This window comes from Bacteroidota bacterium (assembly GCA_016706865.1).
GTDB lineage: Bacteria > Bacteroidota > Bacteroidia > Chitinophagales > BACL12 > UBA7236.
Genome location: JADJIS010000002.1, coordinates 450,772 through 473,522 on the forward strand (window position 1 = coordinate 450,772; position 22,751 = coordinate 473,522).

Consider the following 22,751-nt stretch of genomic DNA (forward strand, 5'->3'; position numbering starts at 1 on the left):
AGTATAGATTATAATGTTATAGGTAAATATATTTTAAATTGTGATCCCTTTTTGGGTTGACTTTTTACTTCTATTGTTCCGTTATGTGCTACAATAATTGCTTTTACATAAGTTAAACCGAGTCCGAATCCTTTGATATTATGTACGTTTCCTGTCGGCACACGATAAAATTTTTCAAATATCATTTTAATATTATCCTGACTCATTCCTATACCTTTATCTTCAATAGTAATATAAATTCCTTTATTGTCGCTTTGCGTTGATATTTTAATTTCGGGTTTATCCGGGGAGTATTTATTGGCATTATCCAGTAAATTAAAAATCACATTCTGGAGATGCACTTCATCGCCTGTAAGTTCGTAATTTTCTGCGGCAAGTTCTGTCATAATATTGCCACCTTTTTCTTCCACCTGTAAACTGATATTTTCAACAGCGCGATAAATAATATCATGTATATCTATTTCATCCTTGCTTAAATTGATCTGATTTTTATCCAGCAGCGCCATCTGTAAAACCTTTTCCACCTGACTGTTCATGCGTTTGTTCTCTTCCTTTATGATATGCGTATAATGTTTGATCTTATTTTCATCCTTCAATATCATCGGATTATTAACCGCATCTACTGCGAGCGAAATAGTGGCCAATGGAGTTTTAAATTCATGGGTCATATTGTTGATGAAATCATTTTTTATTTCCGATAATTTCTTCTGACGGAATAATATTAATACAGTATAATAAAATACGGCGATTATGATGGATGTAAATAAAAGCGAACCTATTAACAACGACCAGATCGAACTGAGGATGAAACTTTTTTGGTGCGGGAAATTCACTAATAAAACATCGTTGTTAAAAAACATATCATCGGGAAATAAGCTCACTTTATGAGGCGTGGCAACTAACTCTTTAACTTCTTCTTTTTCTGTTGTATTGGTAATAAAAAATTCATCATCCATTAAAACACCAAAATTAAAATCAGTGGTTATTCCGTTATTTTTTAATTCGTGAACCAGTGTATTTTTTAAGAATACGGTATCAATTGTTTGCTCAGGTTTAATTCCGCGCTGCATCATTTGAAACATCATTTGTTCCATTGCTTTTTTAATACGCTGCGAATTGATCATCAATTGCCTGTCAATATCCTTTAAAATTTGGGTGATAAGGTCGCTGTTGGCAGAAGAAAAATCTCCACTGTATTCCAGTGGTTCCAATATCATGGTTGGTCGTTCACCCTTGGTTTGTATAGGCGACATTGCATCTTTATAAGGATCTATTCCAGATATTTCGGTTTTTTCATAATAGCCATTGTCGATGCGCGATGCTTTTAGTGCACCGGCTAACATACTGTCGTTCACAATGCCTTCATAAATATTGAGCGAGTCGTTTCCTGTTCGCCAATAGGTAGAATCTGAAAAAAATAAACTCGTCTGACTGCTCAAAACTGATGCTGCAATATTAGTTTCCACCTTATCAGCAACTTTGTTGAGTGCCTCATTCACATGATATCCAAAAACCTGTTCCTTCTGTGTTATGGTATTTTGGATCCAGTATACCTGAACCAAAATGATCCCTAACAGAGCGGAACTCATTAAGATCACAATAAGCCAAATGCGGTTCTTTAACATCTTCTACAAATTTACATATGTTAAAATCGTGAAAACAGCGGTTTAACGCAACATTAACATCTTTTAATGGTCATTTAACTACTTTCAATTGTGATAGGTGCTAAATTTGTCATCCCATGGTCATAATGAACTATAATCAACGAAAATCAAGTATTAAACCAATCTCGAAAATTATGAAACAGTTCCTTTTAATTTTCAGCCTTTTTACCCTTTGTAACCTAACCTTTGGCCAAAACCCTGAAAATGGTCAGATCCGAATTAAGATTGATGCAAATGTTGACGGTGAAAAGGTGAAGATAGATACTTCCATCGACGCTTTAAGCGATTTTGATATTGATGGTTTATTAAAAGAATTAGGATTGGATGAAGAATTAAGTCAGCTTAATATCGACATTAATTCGGGATTTAATTTCGAATGGGATGAACAAGCTTTTGAAGAAATGATGGAAGGACTTCAAAATATTGAAATGCCCGAAATGCCCGAAATGCCTGTAATTCCCAATTTGGAAAACCTGAAGGAATTGGAATTTTTGTCATCAAATAAAGCAATTCTTGGTGTTTATACGGATAAGGTTCCCGAAGGTGCGAAAATAACCGGTCTGGTAGTAGAAAGTGGAGCAATTGATGCAGGTTTGAAAGAAGGAGATATTATTACAGGTATAGATGCAAAAACAATTGAATCACCTAATAATCTGAGTGAAGTGATCGGAATGTATGAAGTTGGGGCAACAATAAAAGTTACCTTCATAAGAGACGGAAAAACAGAAACTGTAAATGCCGTTTTAAAAGAAAATAAAAATGATTTTGGCAATTGGTCGGGAATGGAAGGTTTTAGTGACAGTTTTAATTTAAACTGGGATAATAATTTAGACCAATTAATTGAAATAAATGCGCCTACTAGAGGGTATTTGGGTGTGTATTTACAAGACGAGGAAGGAATGGTGAAAGTTTCAGGGGTTGAAGATAATTCCGCAGCTAAAGAAGCAGGATTAATGGAGGGTGATATTATCACAGAATTAAATGGTAAAAAAATAATTACCTATGATGAGATGATGGAATTTATGGAAACAACAGTGCCCGGTGAAAAAATAAAAATCTCCTACGAACGTAACGGCAAAAAAAATACAGTTGACGCAACTTTACAAGAGGTAAAAAACATGCAATTTTATTTTAATGGTGATGATAAAGAAGGTAGTTATTCCCCAAATATAATAATTGACCGTATTGCTCCATGTCCTCCGGGAAGTGCATATAGTTATAATTCAGGTGATGGAAAACGAAATATAAATATTTGTATCACTGCAATAAAAAACACGGATGAAAGGGCACCTTCACCTAATAGTAATTCTGCAGGTGCATTTCACCCTTTACTTGAACAAAATAGTGTGAGTGTTTATTCCAATCCAAGTGATGGTACCTTCAATGTAAAATTTAATTTACCTGAAGCAGGTGATGCAAAAATTGTGATCACCGATATTAATGGTAAAGAAGTGTATGAAGAAACATTGATGAATTTTTCAGGTGCTTATGATAAAACGATCACACTTTCTTCGGAGCCAAAAGGTACTTATTTTGTTAAGGTAACTCAAAACGGTTATTCGAATACCAAAACTGTAATACTGCAATAAAAGATCTTGATATTTATTAATAAGAAGACCGGAATTGATCCGGTCTTTTTTTTGAGGTTTAATTTCAAAAATAAGTTGCGGGATGGATGTGTTTTATGTTTAAGATTACAAACAAAATGCCTGTGTATATCGGATAAAGCGGCATAAATAATTTTTTTACATTCGCATCAACTAAACCCAAACCTTATGCTCAAGAACCTTTACTTATTAATTGTTTCCCTATTTGTATGTAATATTATTAACTCGCAGGTCGTAATAAAAGGCCATATTTCCGAATTCGACGGAGGCGCTCTTATTGGAGCAACCGTTGTTGAAAAAGGAACTAACAATGGCACTCTGGCCGATGTTGATGGTAATTTTACCATTACCCTCAATACAACTCCCGCTACACTGGTATTTAGCTATGTGGGATTTACCCCTCAGGAAATTGAAGTAACTGCACAAACAACACTGCGTATTATACTCGAAGCCGATTCCTATAGTTTGAGTCAGGTTGAGGTATTGGGCACAAGAAGTTTGAATCGTTCCTCCACTGAAAGCATGGTTCCTATCGATATTATTGATGTAAGTGCTGTTACTGCTGCAAATGGGCAATTGGATCTGAATCAGCTACTACAATACGCCGCACCCTCTTTTAATTCGAATCGTCAAAGTGGTAGCGATGGCGCCGATCATATTGATCCTGCAACTTTAAGAGGATTAGGTCCCGATCAAACTCTTGTTCTTGTAAATGGAAAAAGATATCATCAATCATCTCTCATCAATATTTTCGGAACAAGAGGAAGAGGAAATACGGGAACTGATTTGAATACAATTCCCGCAGCTGCAATTGATCGCATAGAAATTTTGCGTGACGGTGCATCTGCACAATATGGTTCTGATGCAATTGCAGGTGTAATTAATATTGTTTTAAAGGATGATGTAAATGAATTTACCGGTAATGTAAATACATCCGGAAATTTAGCGCAATATAATTTTGATCAGGGGTCTATCGATGGGCAAAATTTGCAGATAAATGGAAACTATGGATTTGATATTGGTGAAAAAGGATTTATGAATGTTACTGCAGATTATCATTACCGCGGTCATACAAATCGCGCAGAATTTACCGGCGATTTTCCTGATAATGTGGATGTTCGAAATCAATATGGTGATGCAGAAGTTACCGATTTTTCTGCCTGGTTCAATATGAAATATCAGCTTTCGGACAATGCACATTTTTATGCATTTGGTGGATATAATACGAGAGATGTTGCTGCTTATGCATATACAAGAGATGCAGGTAGTCCTCGTACGGTTACTTCCATTTATCCCAAAGGATTTGATCCAATTATTGCATCCATTGTAACCGACAAATCAATTTCCGGTGGAATTCGCGGAGATATTCATGGATGGGATGTTGATTTTAATAATACATTTGGTGCGAATAAAATGCATTATTATGGCAGAGAAACATTAAATGCTTCCATGGGAGATGCTTCGCCAACAGAATTTGATGATGGAGGATTTTCACTTGCACAAAATACAACAAGCCTTGATTTTACAAAATATTTTTCGAGTGTTTTGAAAGGATTAAATATTGCTTATGGAGCGGAATATCGCATCGATAATTATCAGATATTCGCAGGCGAAGAAGCATCATGGTATAATTACGGAGCTGTTCTGATTGATGGAGAAGATACCATCGGCAGACCAGGTGGATCGCAGGGTTTTCCAGGGTTTCAGCCTAAGGATGTAACCAATGAGTTCAGATCAAATTTAGGCGCTTATTTTGACGTGGAAGCAAATTTCACAGAACAATTTTCTGCAGATGCTGCAATACGTTATGAAAATTATTCTGATTTTGGAAATACGATAAATGGAAAATTGGCAGCCCGTTTTGCAATTAATAATAAATTTGCTTTACGAGGTTCATTTAGTACAGGATTTCGTGCTCCATCGTTGGCACAAATATATTTTAGTTCCACGTATACAAATGTGGAAGGTGGTGTTATTATAGATGAAGTTATTGCAGATAATAAAAGTACGATCGCACGTCAACTCGGAATTCCGGCATTAAAACAAGAAGAAAGTATGAATGGTAGTTTCGGATTTACAGCAAAACCAATTTCAGGATTATCATTAACGATTGACGGATATTATATTGCCATAAATGATCGTATCGTGTTAACAGATGGATTTGGAACGGATGATGATATTATCGGTGGAATTCTTTCTGATCTGAATGTTGGATATGCAAGATTTTTTACCAATGCAGTGGATACAAAAACAATGGGTGTTGATGTAATTCTTGCTTATAAAATTTATATGCAGGAAAATGTTTTAACATTTACCTATGCAGGTAATTTTAATCAGATGACCATAGAAAATATTTATACCAACGAATTGCTGACAGGTAAAGAAGAAAATTATTTTAGTGTGCGCGAACAATATTTTTTACTCGCCAGTGCGCCGCCTGCAAAAATGAATTTAACAACAGAATATTCGACTAAAAAATTAAATGCAACATTGCGCTTTAATTATTTCGGAGAAATTAATTTAATTAATTACAGTGGATTAGAATATACTTATGCAGCTAAAACAACCATTGATGCAAGCATAGGATATGACATAACAAAAAATTCACACCTTACAATTGGAGCAGCAAACCTCCTGAACACCTATCCCGATCCAACTGATCCATACGAAACCGAAACCGGTGGCGCCTGGGATGCAGTGCAAATGGGATACAATGGAACGGCGATTTTTGCGAAACTTGGGTTTAAGTTTTGAAATGAGTAATGCCCGCCCGGATGACCGGTCGGACGGGAGTTATGAGTAATGAGTTTGATCCGAGTGGGATTGAACTCATTGCTCACCATTTATGTGAAAGTAGCGGTCACAGTCTCAGTAAACAGTCAAATTCTGAATAGTTGAAAAACGTTTCCTTAGTAGAGACGCAATGCATTGCATCTCTACTAAGGAAACATTTTTCAACCAACGAGATTCACCCTTCGAACAAATCCCTGATAAGCATATTAATATCGAACCTGCCGGCCGACAGCGTCAGGCAGTTAAAGAATAAAGAACCCGTCAGTGGCCGGGCAGGCATAAACAGATTCCAACTCGGAAGATTTTCCTCCGTAACTAACAAAATAAATATCCAATAACAATCAAAAAATAAAAAATAACAATCGGATCGACACCCGGAAGATATTCCTCCGTAACAAACAAAATAAATATCCAATAACAATCAAAAAATAAAAAATTTTAATCGGATCGACACCCGGTAGATATTCCTCCGTAACAAACAAAATAAATATCCAATAACAATCAAAAAATAAAAAATTTTAATCGGATCGACACCCATATGATTTTCCTCCGTAATAAACCCCTTCAACTACTTCAACTTCTCTCACCTCGTTTCAGGTTGAATCGGAGCTCCCCTCCGTAATAAACCTTGCCAACCCAATCCAATATCGAATAAAGAACAAGGAATAAAGAACATTAAACAAATCCTCACCCGGAAGATATTCCTCCGTAACAAACCCCTTCAACTACTTCAACCCTTTCAACCAAACGACAAAAAAGTTTCAGGCAGAGTGAGTAGTCCCCTCCGTATGAACCCAGAACTCAGAACTCAGAACCCCGAACTCAGAACCCCGAACTCAGAACTGAAACATGTAGTGATCGACGCAGGAGATCTACTACATGTCAGAACTCAGAACTTTTTTCCCATGATTGTAGTTTATACCTTTGCATAAAGAAAAGACTATGAGCAATTTTATCGTGAGTATATACACAGAAGGAACGCCGAACCCGGATAGTTTGAAGTTTGTGATGAATAAGATGTTGTTGACGGGGCAGAGCGTTGACTTTGACAGGGGAGACAATGTGAGTTACGCGCCTTTGGCGGAGGAGTTATTCAATAAATTTGACTTTATAAAGGGAGTTTTTATAATGAATAACTTTGTTACGGTTAGAAAAGAGGCGGAAATTGATTGGTTTGAGGTGAAATCGGGGATTAGCGAATTCATTAAGAATTTCGTGAGTGAAGGAAAAACCGTGGTGGGTGAGATTCCTGAAATTGACAATATTAGTGGCGAATTGGATGGCGACGCGATAATCGCCAAAATAAAATCGATGTTGGATCAATATGTAAAACCAGCCGTGGAAATGGATGGTGGAGCAATACAATTTAAATCGTTCGACAATGGAATTGTTACCTTAATGATGCAGGGATCATGCAGTGGATGTCCTTCTTCTACGGTTACATTAAAATCGGGTATTGAGGGACTATTAAAACGTATGGTTCCGGAAGTGAAAGAAGTGGTTGCGGAAAGCGCAGAATTAATTTAAAAAATATTTTTTCTATTTAAAAACACGATCAGTAATGTTCGTGTTTTTTTTATGCTGCAATAATAAAGGGATGTCTTCTTTATTCCGTTTCAAAAAAATCCTGAATTTCTTTTTCATTTATACTTCTGTAATTATATTGTTTTACAACCTTGCCGTTTTCAAGTAAATAAATACTCGGAACAGAAGGACCGGCAATGGAAAAAAATTGTTTCATTGGTAAAAAGTCGTAGGTAAATTTTGCGGAATTACTTTCTTCCCAGAAGGTATTTAATAAATTTACATCACCGGTAAAAACATAAATTGTATTATTGTTTAGGTCGTATTTATTCGAAATAAGTGAAATTTTGTTGGCCGCATGTATACAATATTCGCAGGTAACGCTGAACAGGCAAAGCATTTTTTTATTCTCTCCAACCTTTAAATTGTTTAAAGTTTCTGAATCATGAATTCGGGCGGATATAGTTTCCATTGTGTAACCACTTGGGTCTTCCCAGTTGATCAAAAAATCGGGACGAGATATTACAAGGGGAAGCGTGAAACAAAATACAAATGAAAATAATAAAATATTGGATCGATATTTCAATTGATAAGAATGCTCTTTCCTGATAAGAAAAAGTAATCCTAACATAATAATATTTTTTATAAGAGATTCCAGTGGCGACAAGCGGAGCATTTCTCCAAAACAATGGCAATTTTCTTTTTCACCTCTTATAACCTGATAAAAAAGAAAAAGAGAAAATAGGGTGAGGAGAGTAACTGTTGTTCGCCATACAATATTATACTTGATGTTGGTGATCAATAAAATTCCCAAAAGTAATTCCACACTAATAACCAAACGTGCAAGAACCGCGGCAACATTGAAGCTGAACCATTTTAAACTGAAAATGTATAGTTCGAAAGTATCAATGGAGATTAACTTGAATATCGCAGATAAAATAAATATCGTTCCTAACAGAACTCTGATAAAGAGAAAAAGGAAAGATTTGGAATTTAATTTCATGGATATCAAAAAAACTTAAAAAGGTTCACAATCCACTGTTTTGGTAATTCCGAAATCCGTGGTTTCCGAATCAAAGGCATCGCAGGTTTTATTTGCATCTCTGCCTTCACCAACTAAAGTATAGGTAGTATCAAATCCGGAAACATCCTGGTAACAATCGCAACGAAATTCTTTATCGCAGGAATTTAAAATAGATCCAAGCCCCAATAAAAAAATATACAAGATCGTTTTGTTTGATGCTCTGATTAATCTCATCAATCTACTTTTTTTGAAATTTAAATTTTATTTATTTGCCAATTGCCCGCATGCAGCATCTATATCCTTGCCTCTGCTTCTGCGAACTACGGCTACTACTTTATGCTGCTCTAAATAACTAATAAATCGTTCTCTTTGTTCCTCCTTCGATTTGTGAAAATCAGCTTCCCGAATGGCGTTGTATTCGATAATATTTACTTTAGCGGGAACTCTTGCACATAAAGAAACTAAATTTTTTGCATCCTCCATACTTTCATTAATGCCGTCGAATAAAATATATTCGAAAGTTATGGAATTGCCGGTTTTTTCATAAAAATAATTTAATGCTTCCACCAGATCATTTAAATTATTTGCATCATTTATCGGCATTAATTTGCTTCGTTTAATATCATCTGCGGCATGAAGAGATAATGCAAGATTAAATTTAACATCATCATCACCCAATTTTTTTATCATTTTTGCCAGCCCGGCGGTGGAGACCGTAATTCGTTTTGCAGAAATATTTAATCCTTCCTCGGAAGTAATTTTATCTATTGCTTCCAAAACATTTTTATAATTGAGTAATGGTTCACCCATTCCCATAAATACAATATTACTTAATGGCTGTTCGTGTTCTTTAAGGGCAATTTTATTTAATAAAACAACCTGATCGTATATTTCGTGTGGTTGCAAATTGCGTTTGGTTTTAATAAATCCTGTTGCACAAAAAGTACAACCGAGATTACATCCAACCTGACTCGAAACGCAAGCAGTCATTCTGTGTTTTGTTGGGATCAAAACTCCTTCCACAAAATGCCCGTCATGCAATTTAAAACGACATTTAACAGTTCCATCACTACTTTTTTGTTCCATGTCGATCTGGAGCGGAAGTATTTCAAATTCTTCTTCCAACTTTCCTCTAAGTTCCTTGGAAAGGTTGCTCATTTCCTCAAAACTCACGGCACTTTTCTTCCACAACCATTCATGTATTTGATTGGCTCTGAACTTTTTATCTCCCAAAGCAATGATCTTTTCCGTTAAATCCTCCAGACTGAGATCACGTATTGCTATTTTCTGCTTTTCCTGCATTTAAGCAAAGATAACCCTTTAATTGCGTGTGACTGTGCAATTCCGCTTTCTAGCGCTCATGAAATTATTTTGAAATATCATACATTAGTTGGAACTTCATGCTCCAAAACAAACCGGCTGGAGGAATGAATAAACTTTTTACACTGCTATTTACATGTATTTTATCGTTGTCGGTACACGCACAAGACATTCATTTTTCTCAGTTTTATGCGTCACCGTTAACCCTGAATCCGGGGTTAACGGGAGCATTTAACGGGAATATCCGCGGAATCGTAAATTATAGAAACCAATGGAATTCTTTTGCGCCTTTTAACACTTTTGCGGCTTCAGTGGATGTGAATTTCGGTCAGAGTTTTTTGAAGCACGACCTTATGGGTTTCGGATTAAGCGCATTTTCCGACGTGGCAGGTGATACAAAATATTCGAGTACTCAGGTTAATATGACCTTTTGTTACATAAAAACTTTAGGCAATAAATATCATCCCAGTTTTTTGTCGGCGGGATTTCAAGGTGGATATGCGCAAAAAAGTGTGAATTATCTTGCAATGACTTTCGCAAACCAATTTGACGGGGTTTATTACGATCCAACTTTAGGAACGGGGGAATCCATTGGTTTTGATACACGTGGTTATCTCGACCTTTCTGCAGGTTTGATGTGGTATTTAGTTCCTAAGGAAGATAAATTCAGTATGTATCTGGGTGGATCTGTTTACCATGTTAATGAACCCAACCAATCTATTGGTGCCGAGGATGATAAATTATATATGAAGTATTCCGGTCATGCCGGTGCCCAAATTCCAGTGGGAAAAATGACTTCGGTGGTGCCCGCTTTTATGATGAATGTTCAAGGACCTTATACCGAATATTTTGGGGGAGCAAATCTTAAATTTTATTTGGAAGGAATGGAGTGGAGTTCAACCGCAATATCATTCGGAGTTTGGCAAAGGGTTGTGGGTGATGTGGAAGCTGCTACAAAAGCCGAAGCAACTATACTTGCAGCGCGATTGGATTATGATAAAATTAGTTTAGGTGTGAGTTATGATGTAAATATTTCTTCTCTTGCAGAGGCAAGCAAAAATAATGGCGGTCCTGAAATTTCGCTTTCTTATATTACAGGTTTACCTCATCGGGAAAGAAGAATACCTTGCCCCAAGTTTTAATAAAAAGAATTGTATCCTAAAGGATTGGGATATATATTTTCTCTATAAAAATCGAACTATTTTATTGTTTTGGCATTTATATTAAGTGCACTTGCGTATGTTAAAATACTGTTTTATAATCGGATTATTTTTTTCTGCATTTATTGCACGGAGTCAAAATACTGCCCCAGTTTCACCAATAAGTAAATTGAATGCCGGTGAAATTTCGAATCTGGAGTTTAGTGTTTATAACGGAGATACAGTATATAAAAAATACACAAAAAAATTGCAGGTAATAGAACAAAATGATACTATTGTTTACGTTGAGATATTTGATGTTAATCGATATTGGTATCTGGAAAGATATCTTTTAAAAAACGGAAAAAGAATTAAAAGCGGCTGGCAACAGGAATTTAATATTGGAGGATTTAATACCTTCGACCGTTTTTGTTCTGAAGAAACCGGCAATTGTAATAAGGTTAATTCTTATACCTATTATCCCAATGGAAATATAATTGCCATTGTAAAAACGGTAAAAAATAAAAAAGAAGGTTTGAGTTCATTTTATCACAATAACGGACAATTAAAAAACACCATCGAATTTAAGAACGATAAACTTTGGAATGTAGTTGCCTACTTCGACCAAAATGGAAATATTTTGGATCCGGGTAATTTTTGTGATGGTAATGGTCAGGTGAACGTATATTCCGTAACAGGGAAGTTGATAAAGATCAAAACGTATAAGAATGGGAGGGAGAGATTATTTAAGATTCGAAGGTAGAAGTAATGGAAGATTCGAAGGTAGAAGATTCGAAGAATCGAAGGGAAGGTTCTAAGGAGCATCCTTCGCTAAAGCTACGAATGCTGAGAAAGGAAGGAAGGTTGGTAAGGTTGAAAAAAGGTTTTAGGTCTTATGCCGTTAGTGAGACCCTCGCTGGGAGCGAGAGCCTCACTATCATTTGAAGAAATTTTTGCAATTCTATCGTTTATTCATTGTCATGCCCTATTTCCCATGTCCTATGTCCCGTCATGTGTCCTTATCCTGTGTCCTATGTCCTATATAACTACCACGGACTAAAGTCCGTTGTTACAAGATGGACCGTCCTTTCAGGACTTTTGATTATTTACAGATTGAAAATTCATATCCAATTTTATAATTATATCCTACCAAATTTATCCTTTTTAAATCCGCCCGATCCAACGAAATTTTAAAATCCCACCTTTTGTTTTCCTGATACCTGATACTTGATACCCGCTACAATTTTGTCCTATGTCCCTTTTCCCATGTCCTACGTCAAGTCATATGTCCTATGTCATATGTCCTGTGTCCTAAAAAATGCATTGATCCCCATGCTTCCTCAACCAGCTTTCTGCTAATTCATAACCCGGCATTGCGCGTTCCACTTGTTTCCAGAAACGATGGCTGTGGTTGTGTTCTACGAGGTGGGCGAGTTCGTGAATTAAGATGTAATCAATTACTTCGGGAGGCGCGAATAATAAACGAATGGAGATATTAATATTTCCATCCCAGGAACAACTTCCCCAATTGGTAATACTATCGCGAAGCGTCAATTTTTTTATGGGTTTTTGAAAGTGCAGATCATTTAATATTTGTACGCGTTGTGCTATGGCAGGTTGAAAATGATTGCCAATTAATCTGCCAACCAAATATGTTTTGTGTTTTTGTTCTTGTGTGGGAGACATGCCTTCGGAGAGTAATAACATGATGATATTATTTTTTAATTCGCCATTGCTTGCATTTTTTTTCTTAGTGTAATTTATGCGGATTAAAAATTCTTGTCCCATTACTTTTAAAATATCACCATCATGATACTTGCGATATAAGGGTGGTTTTTTGTGTAATTCGTGTTTCGCGATATATTTTTTTGCCCAGTCGAGCAATTGCATTTCCTGGTCTAATTTTTCCGTATCATTAAGGTATTTTGATAAACGGATATGTATGCCTTTATTCCCAATACTCGCCCTGCAATCGTTGCGCATTTCGTGATAAACAAAAACCCGAAATTCTTTTTCTCCAACAAGGATGATCTCCTGTTTGAAGAGAATGGATTTTTTATTTTTTAGAAGAAGAGGCATAATAGAAAAAGCGCGTTTAATAAAAAGTAAAAAAAAGAGGCCACGAAGGCTCAAAGGGCGCAAAGTTTCGCGAAGGAAAAATGGATGGTGTATTTTTATTTATATACTGAATTAACACTTTTATTTTTTATTAAAGAAAATTTTTGTTATCTGAAATTTGCCTTAAGTTTAATTCTTTTTGCCACTAAGTCACGCAGGCTTCACAAAACAAAGCTTAGTGAATGCTTAGTGTCCCTGTCTGCCGGCAGGCAGATTAGCGCGTTGGTGACCCATTTATTTTAGTATTTTGATGAGTTAGTTTTTAATAACTCTCATACTTTTTTAACTCCGATTGAATCTCGTTTAATTTTTTTTGTTGAGAAGCAATTTCTTCCTTTTTAGCTTCCTGATTTTTTGCGTTGGTTTCTAATTCTGATTTTGCTTTTTTAATGGATTCTTCCCATTCTGTTATTTGGTCGTTTAATTGTTTGTTCTTTTTTTCCAAGGATGTTTGTTCATCATTTCTTTGTTCCAATATTTTTTGTTCAGCAGTTACCGTTTCCTGAATTGCGATCTTTTCGAGACGATAAACAAATTTTTGCATCAATGTTTCGCATGCTTTTACTTTATCGGGATTTGTTGTGGAAGAAACAAAAGCTCCGTTCACTTCAAAAAAACCTGTAACAATTAATTCGTCTTTTTCGGTAGTGAATAAAAAATAAATATTGGAGGGATTTTCACTCAAGGTTGGAGCGGTAATATTGGTGGCCTTAAATTCATGTTTACCCGTTTCATCCACTTCCACTTTTTTCTGAATATCGTTTATCCATATTTTTAAGGCTTTAACTACATCCTTTTCACTTCTGTCGCCAAGGCTTACAGAATAACCACTTCTCTCCCCCATACTTAAAGGGGATACAACTTCTTTTACTTCTACCGTTTTTTGGGCAAAAACAGAGGTAACTGTTGTTAATAAAAGGAATAAGGCAGAAAATTGTAAATATTTCATAATGGTTCTTTTTAAAGGGTTAAAAAAATTTCAACTTTTGTTTCAAATACTATACCTACTATAGTTTTAGAATAATTATGCTCAAAATTAATCAGTATTAAACAAATAAAAAGTCCTTATCTCCCAAAATAAAAACGGGCAAAAGTGGCTCAGGCTTGTAATTTATAGTTCAGTTGCAGCAAGGTTATGGTGCAATGTGAATAAAAAAATGCACTCATTCAGATATATTTCTATTTTTGGATTAGAATAGAAATAGTATGAGAAAAAATTTACTTTTCGTTTGTCTGCTGATCTCCATTGGCGCCAGTGCATTTGCACAGGTGGAAGGCTCTTCTTTTAGTGCTACGGGTAGGGGCGGAACTGCAACTTCCTTTGTAACCGACTATCAGGCGATTGGAATTAATCCCGCCAATTTGGGTTTCGACACCGATTTTCATATTGCTTTGGGAATTGGGGAGTTCGGATATGGATTTTACTCAGGTGCTCTGGCTAAAGACGATGTGCGGAATATTCTTTTTAATAATGAGGATACTATTGGAGTTGCCGAACAGGAATTTCTGGCAAGAGAATTTTTAAATGAAGGATTTACCATCAATGTTGATATTATGCCAGTTGGGGTGAGTTTCGAAATTCCCAAATTCGGAACTATCGGATTGAGTATAAAAGCAAATGTTGCTTACAGAACACAATTTGGTGGAGAGGCAGCAAATATTATTTTTGAGGGATATAATTACGAGGAATATTTTGATACTATCATTTTTGATGGTGAAACTATTTATGGTGTTGCCTACGAACCTTTGAGTTTATCGGAGTTATTTGAAGATACAGAATTGATGTTAAATGTAAATTCTGAATTTAATCTCGCTTATGGAAGAAAAATTTTGGGTGATGATGAAAAGTTTGCATTATATGGAGGTGCCGGAGTTAAATTTATTTTAGGATTCGCATATCTCGATATTTCATCGGAAGGGGGAAATTTAAATGGAGTAAGTGCTTTGGGATTGGATATTTTGGATGTGGAAGATCTAAATACTCCGTTTCCAATTACGAGTTCTGCTGCAGAACCTGTAGGAAAAGGTGTGGGATTTGATCTTGGATTAAGTGCAAAAGTTGCAAAAACTTTAACGCTGGGACTCGCAATTACCGATATCGGAAAAATGACCTACGATGCAAACGTGTTACAAGTAAATGATTTTGTTTTGGATACCGTTGCTTTCAGCGGAGTAAATACAACAGACCCAATTGAATTAATTAGTCAGATTTTTGAGGAAGAAAACCTAATTGAATATTCAGGTTTGTCGGAATTTGAAGTGAGTTTACCCACTAAAGTGCGTTTAGGTGGATCACTGCAAGTGAGTGATATTTTTAATGTTGGAATTGATGCGATATTTCCCGTAAATACCGTAGCCGGTTCTTTAGCTTCACCGGTTTTGGGTGTGGGGGGAGAGGTAAAAATGTTTAAAGTGCTAAAATTATCGGCAGGATTATCAACCGGTGGTGGGTACAACTATAATATTCCTGCAGGCATAGGTTTGGATCTCAAATTCTGGGAACTTGGAGTTGCAACACGCGATGTAATGACCTGGTTCGGCGAAGCAAGTCCCACAGTTTCTTTTGCTGCTGGATTTCTTCGTTTTAAGATCTGATCATTCCAAAATTGTATATAAAACTTTTGCTTGTTCACGCGAACAGGAATTATAATGCCACCACTCAGAAGGCAGCTGAACAAATCCTGCTTTCACCATAACCTCACGCAATATTTTTCTGTTTTGTATTTGTAATTCGCTAAGTGTTCCGTTTGCTAATAAAATATTTTCCAATTGTGGTTCCGCAGCCTCACCAAAAAAATCGTAGGGTGTTCCCATGTCCAGTGCTACACCATTTTTGGTTGCCACAGTAATATCAACTGCAGCTCCATAATTATGTAAAGATCCATTTTTCGGATTGGAAACATATTTACTTTTTTCGGGATAGTTTTCCTGCACAATATCCCACATTTTTTGTTGCACACTTACCGGCCTTGTTGCATCGTAAATAATAAATGTGAGTGTGCTGTCTTTATCAATTAAATATTGATATGCTTTTTGTAATTTAATTAATACATCAGGTTGCAAATAAGCATTTTCCAGTTCGCCGTAAACATCTGTATTTAAAAAATTATCGGTGGATGAATATTTAAGTTCAACTAAAATACCGGGTTCTTTTTCCTGAACATTTATTAATCCGGCAGAGATCATTTGTTGTTCGAGAGGGGAAATGGATTTTGTTTCGCTCACTTCTTTTACTTCAATATCCTTTGGTTTGTCTTTGTTTTGAGAAGAACAACCTACGGTGAAGAATAATAAGATACTGATACAATTCCATTTCATGAGGCTAAGGTAAATAAAAAGAGATTATTTCCACTTGATTTCCGCTTCCGGTTTTAATCACGGTGTATTTATCGCAACGGAATATTCACCAACAGATAAATTTGAAATATCAAAATTTTACAATGAAATATCAACTATAAATTTTTGCTTAATTTAATCACAAATTATTAAAATAAATTAACCGTATTCGGAATCAATACTTTTTTGTAATTTTCTACTAAATTTTGATATTGAAAAAGCCATTATATAGTTTTCTATTCTTGACCTTACTTTTCAATTATTATATTTCTACTTCTCAAGTTCCTGAAATTCAATGGGATATGAGTTATGGTGGGACAAATGTTGATGGCCCTTATGGTTATATACTTAGCCAAAATAAATTAATAGTAATAGCTGCTATCAGTTTGTCAAACGACGTAGATGTTACAGAATACATTGGTGATGGTGATTATTGGTTGTTAGCAACGGATTCAAATGGTATATTGAAATGGGAAAATAGTTTTGGTGGTACTTCTCCTGAAACTCTTTATAGTATAGAAGCATCTGCAGATAGCGGTTATATTTTATGTGGCTATACCTATTCTATTGATGGAGATATAACTTACAACCATGGAAATGCCGATATATGGATAGTAAAAGTAGATTCTACTGGAGTTTTACAATGGCAAAAAACCTATGGAGGGTCGGAATTTGACGACGGCAGAGCTTTAAAACAGACAAGCGATGGTGGGTATATAATCGTCGGATCAACTAAATCTGTTGATGGAGATATTACTTTTAACCACGGCTATATAGATGCATATGTGATAAAAATAAACAGTATTGGAGAAATCGAATGGCAAAAGACCTATGGAGGAAGTTTAGATGACAGGGCAAGATCCATTGAATTAACTACCGATGGAGGATATATTATCGGCGGATTTTCTGAATCTGATGATTATGATGTTGCTGAAAATAAAGGCGATCAGGATTATTGGTTGTTTAAAATTGATGCATCGGGTAACTTATTATGGGAAAATACATTTGGAGGTTCAGACTCTGACTTTGGCAGGTCTGTAATAAATGCAGTGGATGGTGGCTACCTATTGTCCGGATATGCATGTTCCTCCGATTTTGATATTACCGACTTTAAAGGCGGATATTCCGATTATTGGGTAGTAAAAACAGATAGTTCCGGGACACTTGAATGGCAAAAAACTTTTGGTGGAAGCGCTACAGACCAACCGTACTTTATTAAAACTTATAAGGACACAACTTATTTAATTGGTGGGAGTTCCGGTTCAGATGATGGAGACCTACCATTTCATTATGGGGTATATTATTCAATGGATATGTGGATTGTTAACATTGATACAATTGGAACGATTATTTGGTCTATGGTTCTTGGAGGAACAGGCAGTGACGGGACGGCATCTGTTGTTGAGTGGAGCGAGGAAGAAATATATATAATTGGGGGAACGACCTCTATTGATGGCGATGTAACTTCCCCAATTGGTGGTGGCGATGTTTGGTTATTAAAATTAGGTTATTGCAACACTCCCTATTTCGCCGATACAGACGGCGATGGGTACGGCGATTTATTAAATGATTCTCTTGCCTGTAATTTACCATTAGGATATGTTACCGACAGCACAGATTGCGACGATACAAATAATTTAATATATCCAACCGCAGAAGATATTTGCAATGCAATGGATGATAATTGCAATGGTTTAATTGATGAGGATGTAATGTTTTTTACCTGGTATTTTGATAGCGATGAGGATAATTTCGGAGATATAACAATTGATTCTGTTTCTTGTTTTGATTTAAGCGGATATGTATTGGATAATACCGATTGTAATGATGCTGATGCAGAAAATAATCCTGATGCAAGCGAAATTTGTAACGAACTGGATGATAATTGTAATATCGAGATAGATGAAGGTTTAACAATAAATACTTTTTATATGGATGGCGATGGTGATACTTTTGGTGATCCGATAATATTTATTAATTCTTGTTTAGATCTTATAACTGGATATGTTTTTGATTCTACTGATTGTGATGATTCAAATAATTTAATTTATCCCGGTGCAACGGAAATTTGTAATTATCTGGATGATGATTGCGATGGTTTTATTGATGATAATTTATTATACACTTGGTTATATGCGGATGCAGACGGAGATAATTATGGTAATGCACTTGTGGATACTCTCGCCTGTTTAAGTATTCCCGGATACATCCCCGATTCCACCGATTGCGATGATACCGATCCAAATATTTATCCCGGTGCGGAAGAATTATTAAATGGTGTGGATGATGATTGTAATCAATTAATTGATGAAGGGTTGGCTTTGGATAACATAGAAATTAATACTTTCAACATTTATCCAAATCCGGCAAAGGATATTTTATTTGTCGAATATAGTTATGAGGGTGAGGTGGAGCTGCAACTAATTAATATTACGGGGCAGGTGGTTTATTCATCGTCTACGGCCCTTCCACAGAGTTCCTTCGGTAACTCTGTGGGGACACACTTAACCCGGAATATTGATATAAGCAATTATGCTAGCGGTGTTTATTTGGTGAAAATGATTACGCAAGATGGATTTGAAGAGAAAGAGTTAATAAAGCAAGATTGAAATTTTTACCAACCCCAACCATTAAAAATTATTGAATAAAAAAACCGGCAAGTCGCCGGCTTTTTTATTAATTCTTTCATTCTTTAATTCTTTCATTCCTTAATTCTTTTTATTCCTTCACAAAAGTATGCGTAGAAACAATACTATTATCCGAAATAAACATCACATACATCCCCGCAGCCAAATCACTAATATTTAAAACATTATTTTCTCCATTAATATTTCCCGAAGAAATTAATTTTCCATCAGCAGCATAAATTTCAAATTGTGCGTTGCTGTCGTAATTTAATTGAACAGTAATATTTTCCGTTGCAGGATTTGGGAAAATACTAAATTCATTTGCAGGCATTTCAGAATCACGTAAAGGAAGCGTTTTAAAACTTTCCAATACTGCCGTGTAAGGTGAATTATCAATTGGAGTTACAGAACAATTGGAACGTACTTTCCATTTATATTTTGTGTCAGGAATTAATCCTGTAAGTATTAATGTTTCTGAAGCGGATGTTGCCGTAAGCCAAGTTGGAGATGAAGCAGGTCTGTAACTGATGGTATATGACTCAGCACAATTTACCGCACTCCAGGTTAACTGTGCACTGGTGGAAGAAAGTACCATATCGTTTGCCGTTGCAGGGGTAGGACAAGTTGTAATATCCCCCTGATTAGAACTTCCAATTGTTGGAGGATTAGAACTTGTAACACGAATGCGATAATCGCCGCCCGGAATCATATCACCGGGTAAAGTTGCTTCAATATCCTGCGCACCGCTTTTTTTGCTACTTACCGATGCAATTATCTGTGGTGTTGCAAAAGTTCCGTTTTCATCTGATAATTCCACGGAAAAAACATTTCCGGTTGTGTAAACACCATATGCAGCCATTGGAACTTCTATATCTGTTCCCGGACATAATGCCTCACCCGGGAAAGTATTAATAAAAATAGAGTTGGAAGGTGCATCATTGGCAATTTTTACCACCCATATATCGTGTTTTACACCATAGATACTATTAATATCTATACCATCATCGGCAATGGAACCTATAACAATAAAATTACCATCGGATGTTTCTTCCACGGCATAAGGATAATCCCAACTATTACCACCAACGCAGGTTTGCCATAAAATGCGACCCTGAGCATCGGTTTTAAATACCCAATAATTATCATAAACACCAAATTCGCACATCGCAACTCCTTCATTTTCATCGGCTTCCATCGTATAAATATATCCGCCATCAGAAGTGCGCGAAGCCGCCATCCAATAATCTCCCGATTCACCATAACAATATTGTTTGAGGATATTTCCGTTTCCGTCCACTCTTAAAGTCCATACTCCCGGATATTCACAGGCATTTACATCATAATCGGCCGAAGACGAATATCCAACCACCATATAATTTCCGGAGCCATCCTCAATCAGATTTTTTCCAAAATCGTAACCGCTTCCACCATAGGTTTTTTGCCACATCAGATCTCCCGAATTACTAATGCGTATCAACCATAGGTCAGATATTTTAGCTGCGTCATAATCGTAATATCCACCCCCACCGCCATCAACTGCAGGATGATAACCTGTAACATCGCCATCAGGAGAATTGGTCCAGCCTGTAACTATAAAGTCACCTTCGGGGGTTTCAATAATATCCTGCGCCTGATCTGCTTCGGTTCCACCAAAACAACGCTGCCATTCAATATTAAAATCGGTATCAAGTTTTACCACCCAAAAATCGAGTTCCTGGCGACCGGGACTTGTATGTAAACCACTTACATCGCCGTCGTTGGAGCGTGTTCCGGAGGCAAAGGCATAACCTCCATCACTGGTTTCAATAATATCATAAATATATTCTTCCCCGCTTCCACCAAAACTTCTTTCCTGCAATAAAGCGCCGGTTGGAGATATTCTTATCACCCAACTATCGTTTACACCGTGGTTGCCTGTAATATCGCCATCAGCCGAAGCGCTGTGACCGCATACAACATAATTTCCATCTTCATCCAAAATTATGGAACGGGCATGTTCTATACCTGTTCCACCGTAACATTTACTCCAGAGAATATTTCCCATATCATCCGTTTCCACCACCCAAAAATCGCCCAAAGCATGGTTTCCGGCAGTACTTAGGTCGTGTTCGTCGGAACGTGCCGTGCACAAATAAATAAGGTGCCCGTTTTCCAAGGCTAAAATGTCGCGACCCCAGTCGTACTGGTCGCCTCCGTAGTTTTTTTCCCACATAATGGACTGGGAAAAAGCTGTAGATGATAAACAAAATAGGGAAAGAGCAAAAAAGAGTGTTTGGATAGTTTTCATAATAGCAGTGTTTAGAAATCAAATCTAAAATTTTGACGGAATAAATACAAATAAAACCCCAGCTAATTTGGGGTTTTTCGAAAAATGAAGGTTTAGCTTTAATACTTTTCATTTTGCTTTTTTTTTTGGATTTCAAAGGCTACCTTTGCGGCGGATTTTAAAAACACCTGTAGTGAAGCTAGTAACCACCATTTTTCTTACCTTTTTAAGTATTGTTACCATTGGTATTTCTGATGTTTCGGCATCGGGCAGTGAAGGTGCATACGACCCGAAGGAATTTGCCATGCATCACGTTGCTGATGCGCATGAATGGCATATTGTTGGAAATGTGAGTATCCCGCTTCCTTGTATAGTGATTCATAAAGGCGTTAATTTCTTTATGAGCAATAAAATGCCGGAAGCTCACCATGGAACAGAAGAAATTCATGCAATTCAGCCAGTGGCAGATACACTTCATGGACATGATCACGACAGTTCACTTGGTTTAATTGGCGACGATCATCACACTCAGGAGACCTATAAAGGATTTTATTATAACGAAAGTGGAAAAATTGTTCATGAGGATGGTGCTTTTGTTTTAGATCTTTCCATCACTAAAAATGTTGCTACATTATTAATTGTGTCGCTTATCATGATATTTGTGTTTACCTCTGTTGCAAAAGCATATCGCAAAAGAGAAGGACAAGCACCAAAAGGGTTACAAAGTTTTATGGAACCACTTATCATTTTCGTTCGCGATGAAGTGGTAAAACCAAATCTTGGAAATAAAACAGATCGTTATCTTCCATTTATGTTAACGGTATTCTTTTTTATCTGGATATCGAATATGCTCGGATTGATTCCATTTATCTCCAATCCTAACCTTACAGGAAATATTGCAGTTACAGCAGCATTGGCGCTGATGGTATTTTTAATGACGAATTTACACGCAAATAAATATTATTGGGGACATATATTTAATCCACCTGGAGTTCCGGGTTGGGTGAAGATCATTTTAGTTCCTATCGAATTTTTAGGAATATTTATTAAACCGGTTGCATTGATGATTCGTCTTTTTGCAAACATAACTGCAGGACATATTATCATTATCAGTTTGGTTGGTTTGATATTTATTTTCGGAAAAGCAGGAGAGAGTTTAGGTGCAGGTTTAGGTGCATCCATTGTGGCAATTCCATTCGCAATTTTCATGAGTTTTCTGGAATTGTTGGTAGCATTTTTACAGGCATTTATTTTCACAATGTTAAGTGCATTATTTATTTCATTGGCGCAGGAAGAACATCACGATCATGCGGCCGATGCACATCATTAATTA

At 36.3% G+C, this 22,751-nt stretch carries 16 protein-coding genes; 8 read left to right on the top strand and 8 right to left on the bottom strand.

From position 1 onward, the window contains the following. Positions 1 to 8: 8 nt before the first annotated feature. On the bottom strand, positions 9 to 1,625 hold the full coding sequence (locus IPI31_05010) for a HAMP domain-containing histidine kinase (GenBank protein ID MBK7567166.1): 1,617 nt from the start codon (positions 1,623 to 1,625) through the stop codon (positions 9 to 11). Between the two features lie 173 nt (positions 1,626 to 1,798). On the opposite strand from IPI31_05010, the gene IPI31_05015 reads away from it, so the two are divergent. The 3 genes from IPI31_05015 to IPI31_05025 all read left to right on the top strand — a co-directional run bounded on the left by IPI31_05015 (position 1,799) and on the right by IPI31_05025 (position 7,591). After that, positions 1,799 to 3,253, top strand: a complete 1,455-nt coding sequence (locus IPI31_05015) for a PDZ domain-containing protein (GenBank protein ID MBK7567167.1) — start codon at positions 1,799 to 1,801, stop codon at positions 3,251 to 3,253. Positions 3,254 to 3,439: 186 nt separating this feature from the next. After that, positions 3,440 to 6,025, top strand: coding sequence for a TonB-dependent receptor (locus IPI31_05020; GenBank protein ID MBK7567168.1), 2,586 nt, complete (start codon positions 3,440 to 3,442; stop codon positions 6,023 to 6,025). Between the two features lie 981 nt (positions 6,026 to 7,006). After that, entirely contained in the window at positions 7,007 to 7,591 is a 585-nt protein-coding gene (locus IPI31_05025) for a NifU family protein (protein ID MBK7567169.1), read from the top strand. Positions 7,592 to 7,670: 79 nt separating this feature from the next. Here IPI31_05025 and IPI31_05030 read toward each other — a convergent pair whose 3' ends face one another. From IPI31_05030 to rlmN, 3 genes are read right to left on the bottom strand one after another with little or no spacing between them, the layout of a single operon-like run. After that, positions 7,671 to 8,591 (bottom strand): DoxX family protein, encoded by a 921-nt coding sequence (locus IPI31_05030; GenBank protein MBK7567170.1) that lies wholly within the window; start codon positions 8,589 to 8,591, stop codon positions 7,671 to 7,673. Between the two features lie 15 nt (positions 8,592 to 8,606). Beyond that, the gene (locus tag IPI31_05035) at positions 8,607 to 8,846 is read right to left on the bottom strand and encodes a hypothetical protein (GenBank protein MBK7567171.1); all 240 of its coding nucleotides are present in this window, start codon (positions 8,844 to 8,846) and stop codon (positions 8,607 to 8,609) included. A 27-nt stretch (positions 8,847 to 8,873) separates the two neighbouring features. Next, entirely contained in the window at positions 8,874 to 9,914 is a 1,041-nt protein-coding gene (rlmN, locus tag IPI31_05040; GenBank protein ID MBK7567172.1) for a 23S rRNA (adenine(2503)-C(2))-methyltransferase RlmN, read from the bottom strand. Positions 9,915 to 10,039: 125 nt separating this feature from the next. On the opposite strand from rlmN, the gene IPI31_05045 reads away from it, so the two are divergent. Further along, positions 10,040 to 11,074, top strand: coding sequence for a PorP/SprF family type IX secretion system membrane protein (locus IPI31_05045; protein MBK7567173.1), 1,035 nt, complete (start codon positions 10,040 to 10,042; stop codon positions 11,072 to 11,074). Between the two features lie 97 nt (positions 11,075 to 11,171). After that, positions 11,172 to 11,834: a hypothetical protein gene (locus IPI31_05050; GenBank protein MBK7567174.1), complete on the top strand. Its 663-nt coding sequence runs from the start codon at positions 11,172 to 11,174 to the stop codon at positions 11,832 to 11,834. A gap of 548 nt (positions 11,835 to 12,382) precedes the next feature. Here IPI31_05050 and IPI31_05055 read toward each other — a convergent pair. Beyond that, complete coding sequence (locus IPI31_05055) at positions 12,383 to 13,150, bottom strand: M48 family metallopeptidase (GenBank protein MBK7567175.1); 768 nt, start codon at positions 13,148 to 13,150, stop codon at positions 12,383 to 12,385. 301 nt (positions 13,151 to 13,451) lie between these two features. Then, positions 13,452 to 14,138, bottom strand: coding sequence for a hypothetical protein (locus tag IPI31_05060; GenBank protein ID MBK7567176.1), 687 nt, complete (start codon positions 14,136 to 14,138; stop codon positions 13,452 to 13,454). A 257-nt stretch (positions 14,139 to 14,395) separates the two neighbouring features. Here IPI31_05060 and IPI31_05065 point away from each other — a divergent pair, with 257 nt between their 5' ends. Further along, the gene (locus tag IPI31_05065; GenBank protein MBK7567177.1) at positions 14,396 to 15,784 is read left to right on the top strand and encodes a hypothetical protein; all 1,389 of its coding nucleotides are present in this window, start codon (positions 14,396 to 14,398) and stop codon (positions 15,782 to 15,784) included. Here IPI31_05065 and IPI31_05070 read toward each other — a convergent pair whose 3' ends face one another. Then, positions 15,785 to 16,507, bottom strand: a complete 723-nt coding sequence (locus IPI31_05070; GenBank protein ID MBK7567178.1) for a M15 family metallopeptidase — start codon at positions 16,505 to 16,507, stop codon at positions 15,785 to 15,787. A 230-nt stretch (positions 16,508 to 16,737) separates the two neighbouring features. On the opposite strand from IPI31_05070, the gene IPI31_05075 reads away from it, so the two are divergent. Next, complete coding sequence (locus IPI31_05075; GenBank protein MBK7567179.1) at positions 16,738 to 19,134, top strand: T9SS type A sorting domain-containing protein; 2,397 nt, start codon at positions 16,738 to 16,740, stop codon at positions 19,132 to 19,134. 109 nt (positions 19,135 to 19,243) lie between these two features. Here the strand turns inward: IPI31_05075 and IPI31_05080 are convergent, their stop codons facing one another. After that, positions 19,244 to 21,439, bottom strand: coding sequence for a T9SS type A sorting domain-containing protein (locus tag IPI31_05080; protein MBK7567180.1), 2,196 nt, complete (start codon positions 21,437 to 21,439; stop codon positions 19,244 to 19,246). A 283-nt stretch (positions 21,440 to 21,722) separates the two neighbouring features. Between IPI31_05080 and atpB the strand changes: the two genes are divergently transcribed. Next, on the top strand, positions 21,723 to 22,748 hold the full coding sequence (atpB, locus tag IPI31_05085; GenBank protein ID MBK7567181.1) for a F0F1 ATP synthase subunit A: 1,026 nt from the start codon (positions 21,723 to 21,725) through the stop codon (positions 22,746 to 22,748). The last annotated feature ends 3 nt before the right edge of the window (positions 22,749 to 22,751 follow it).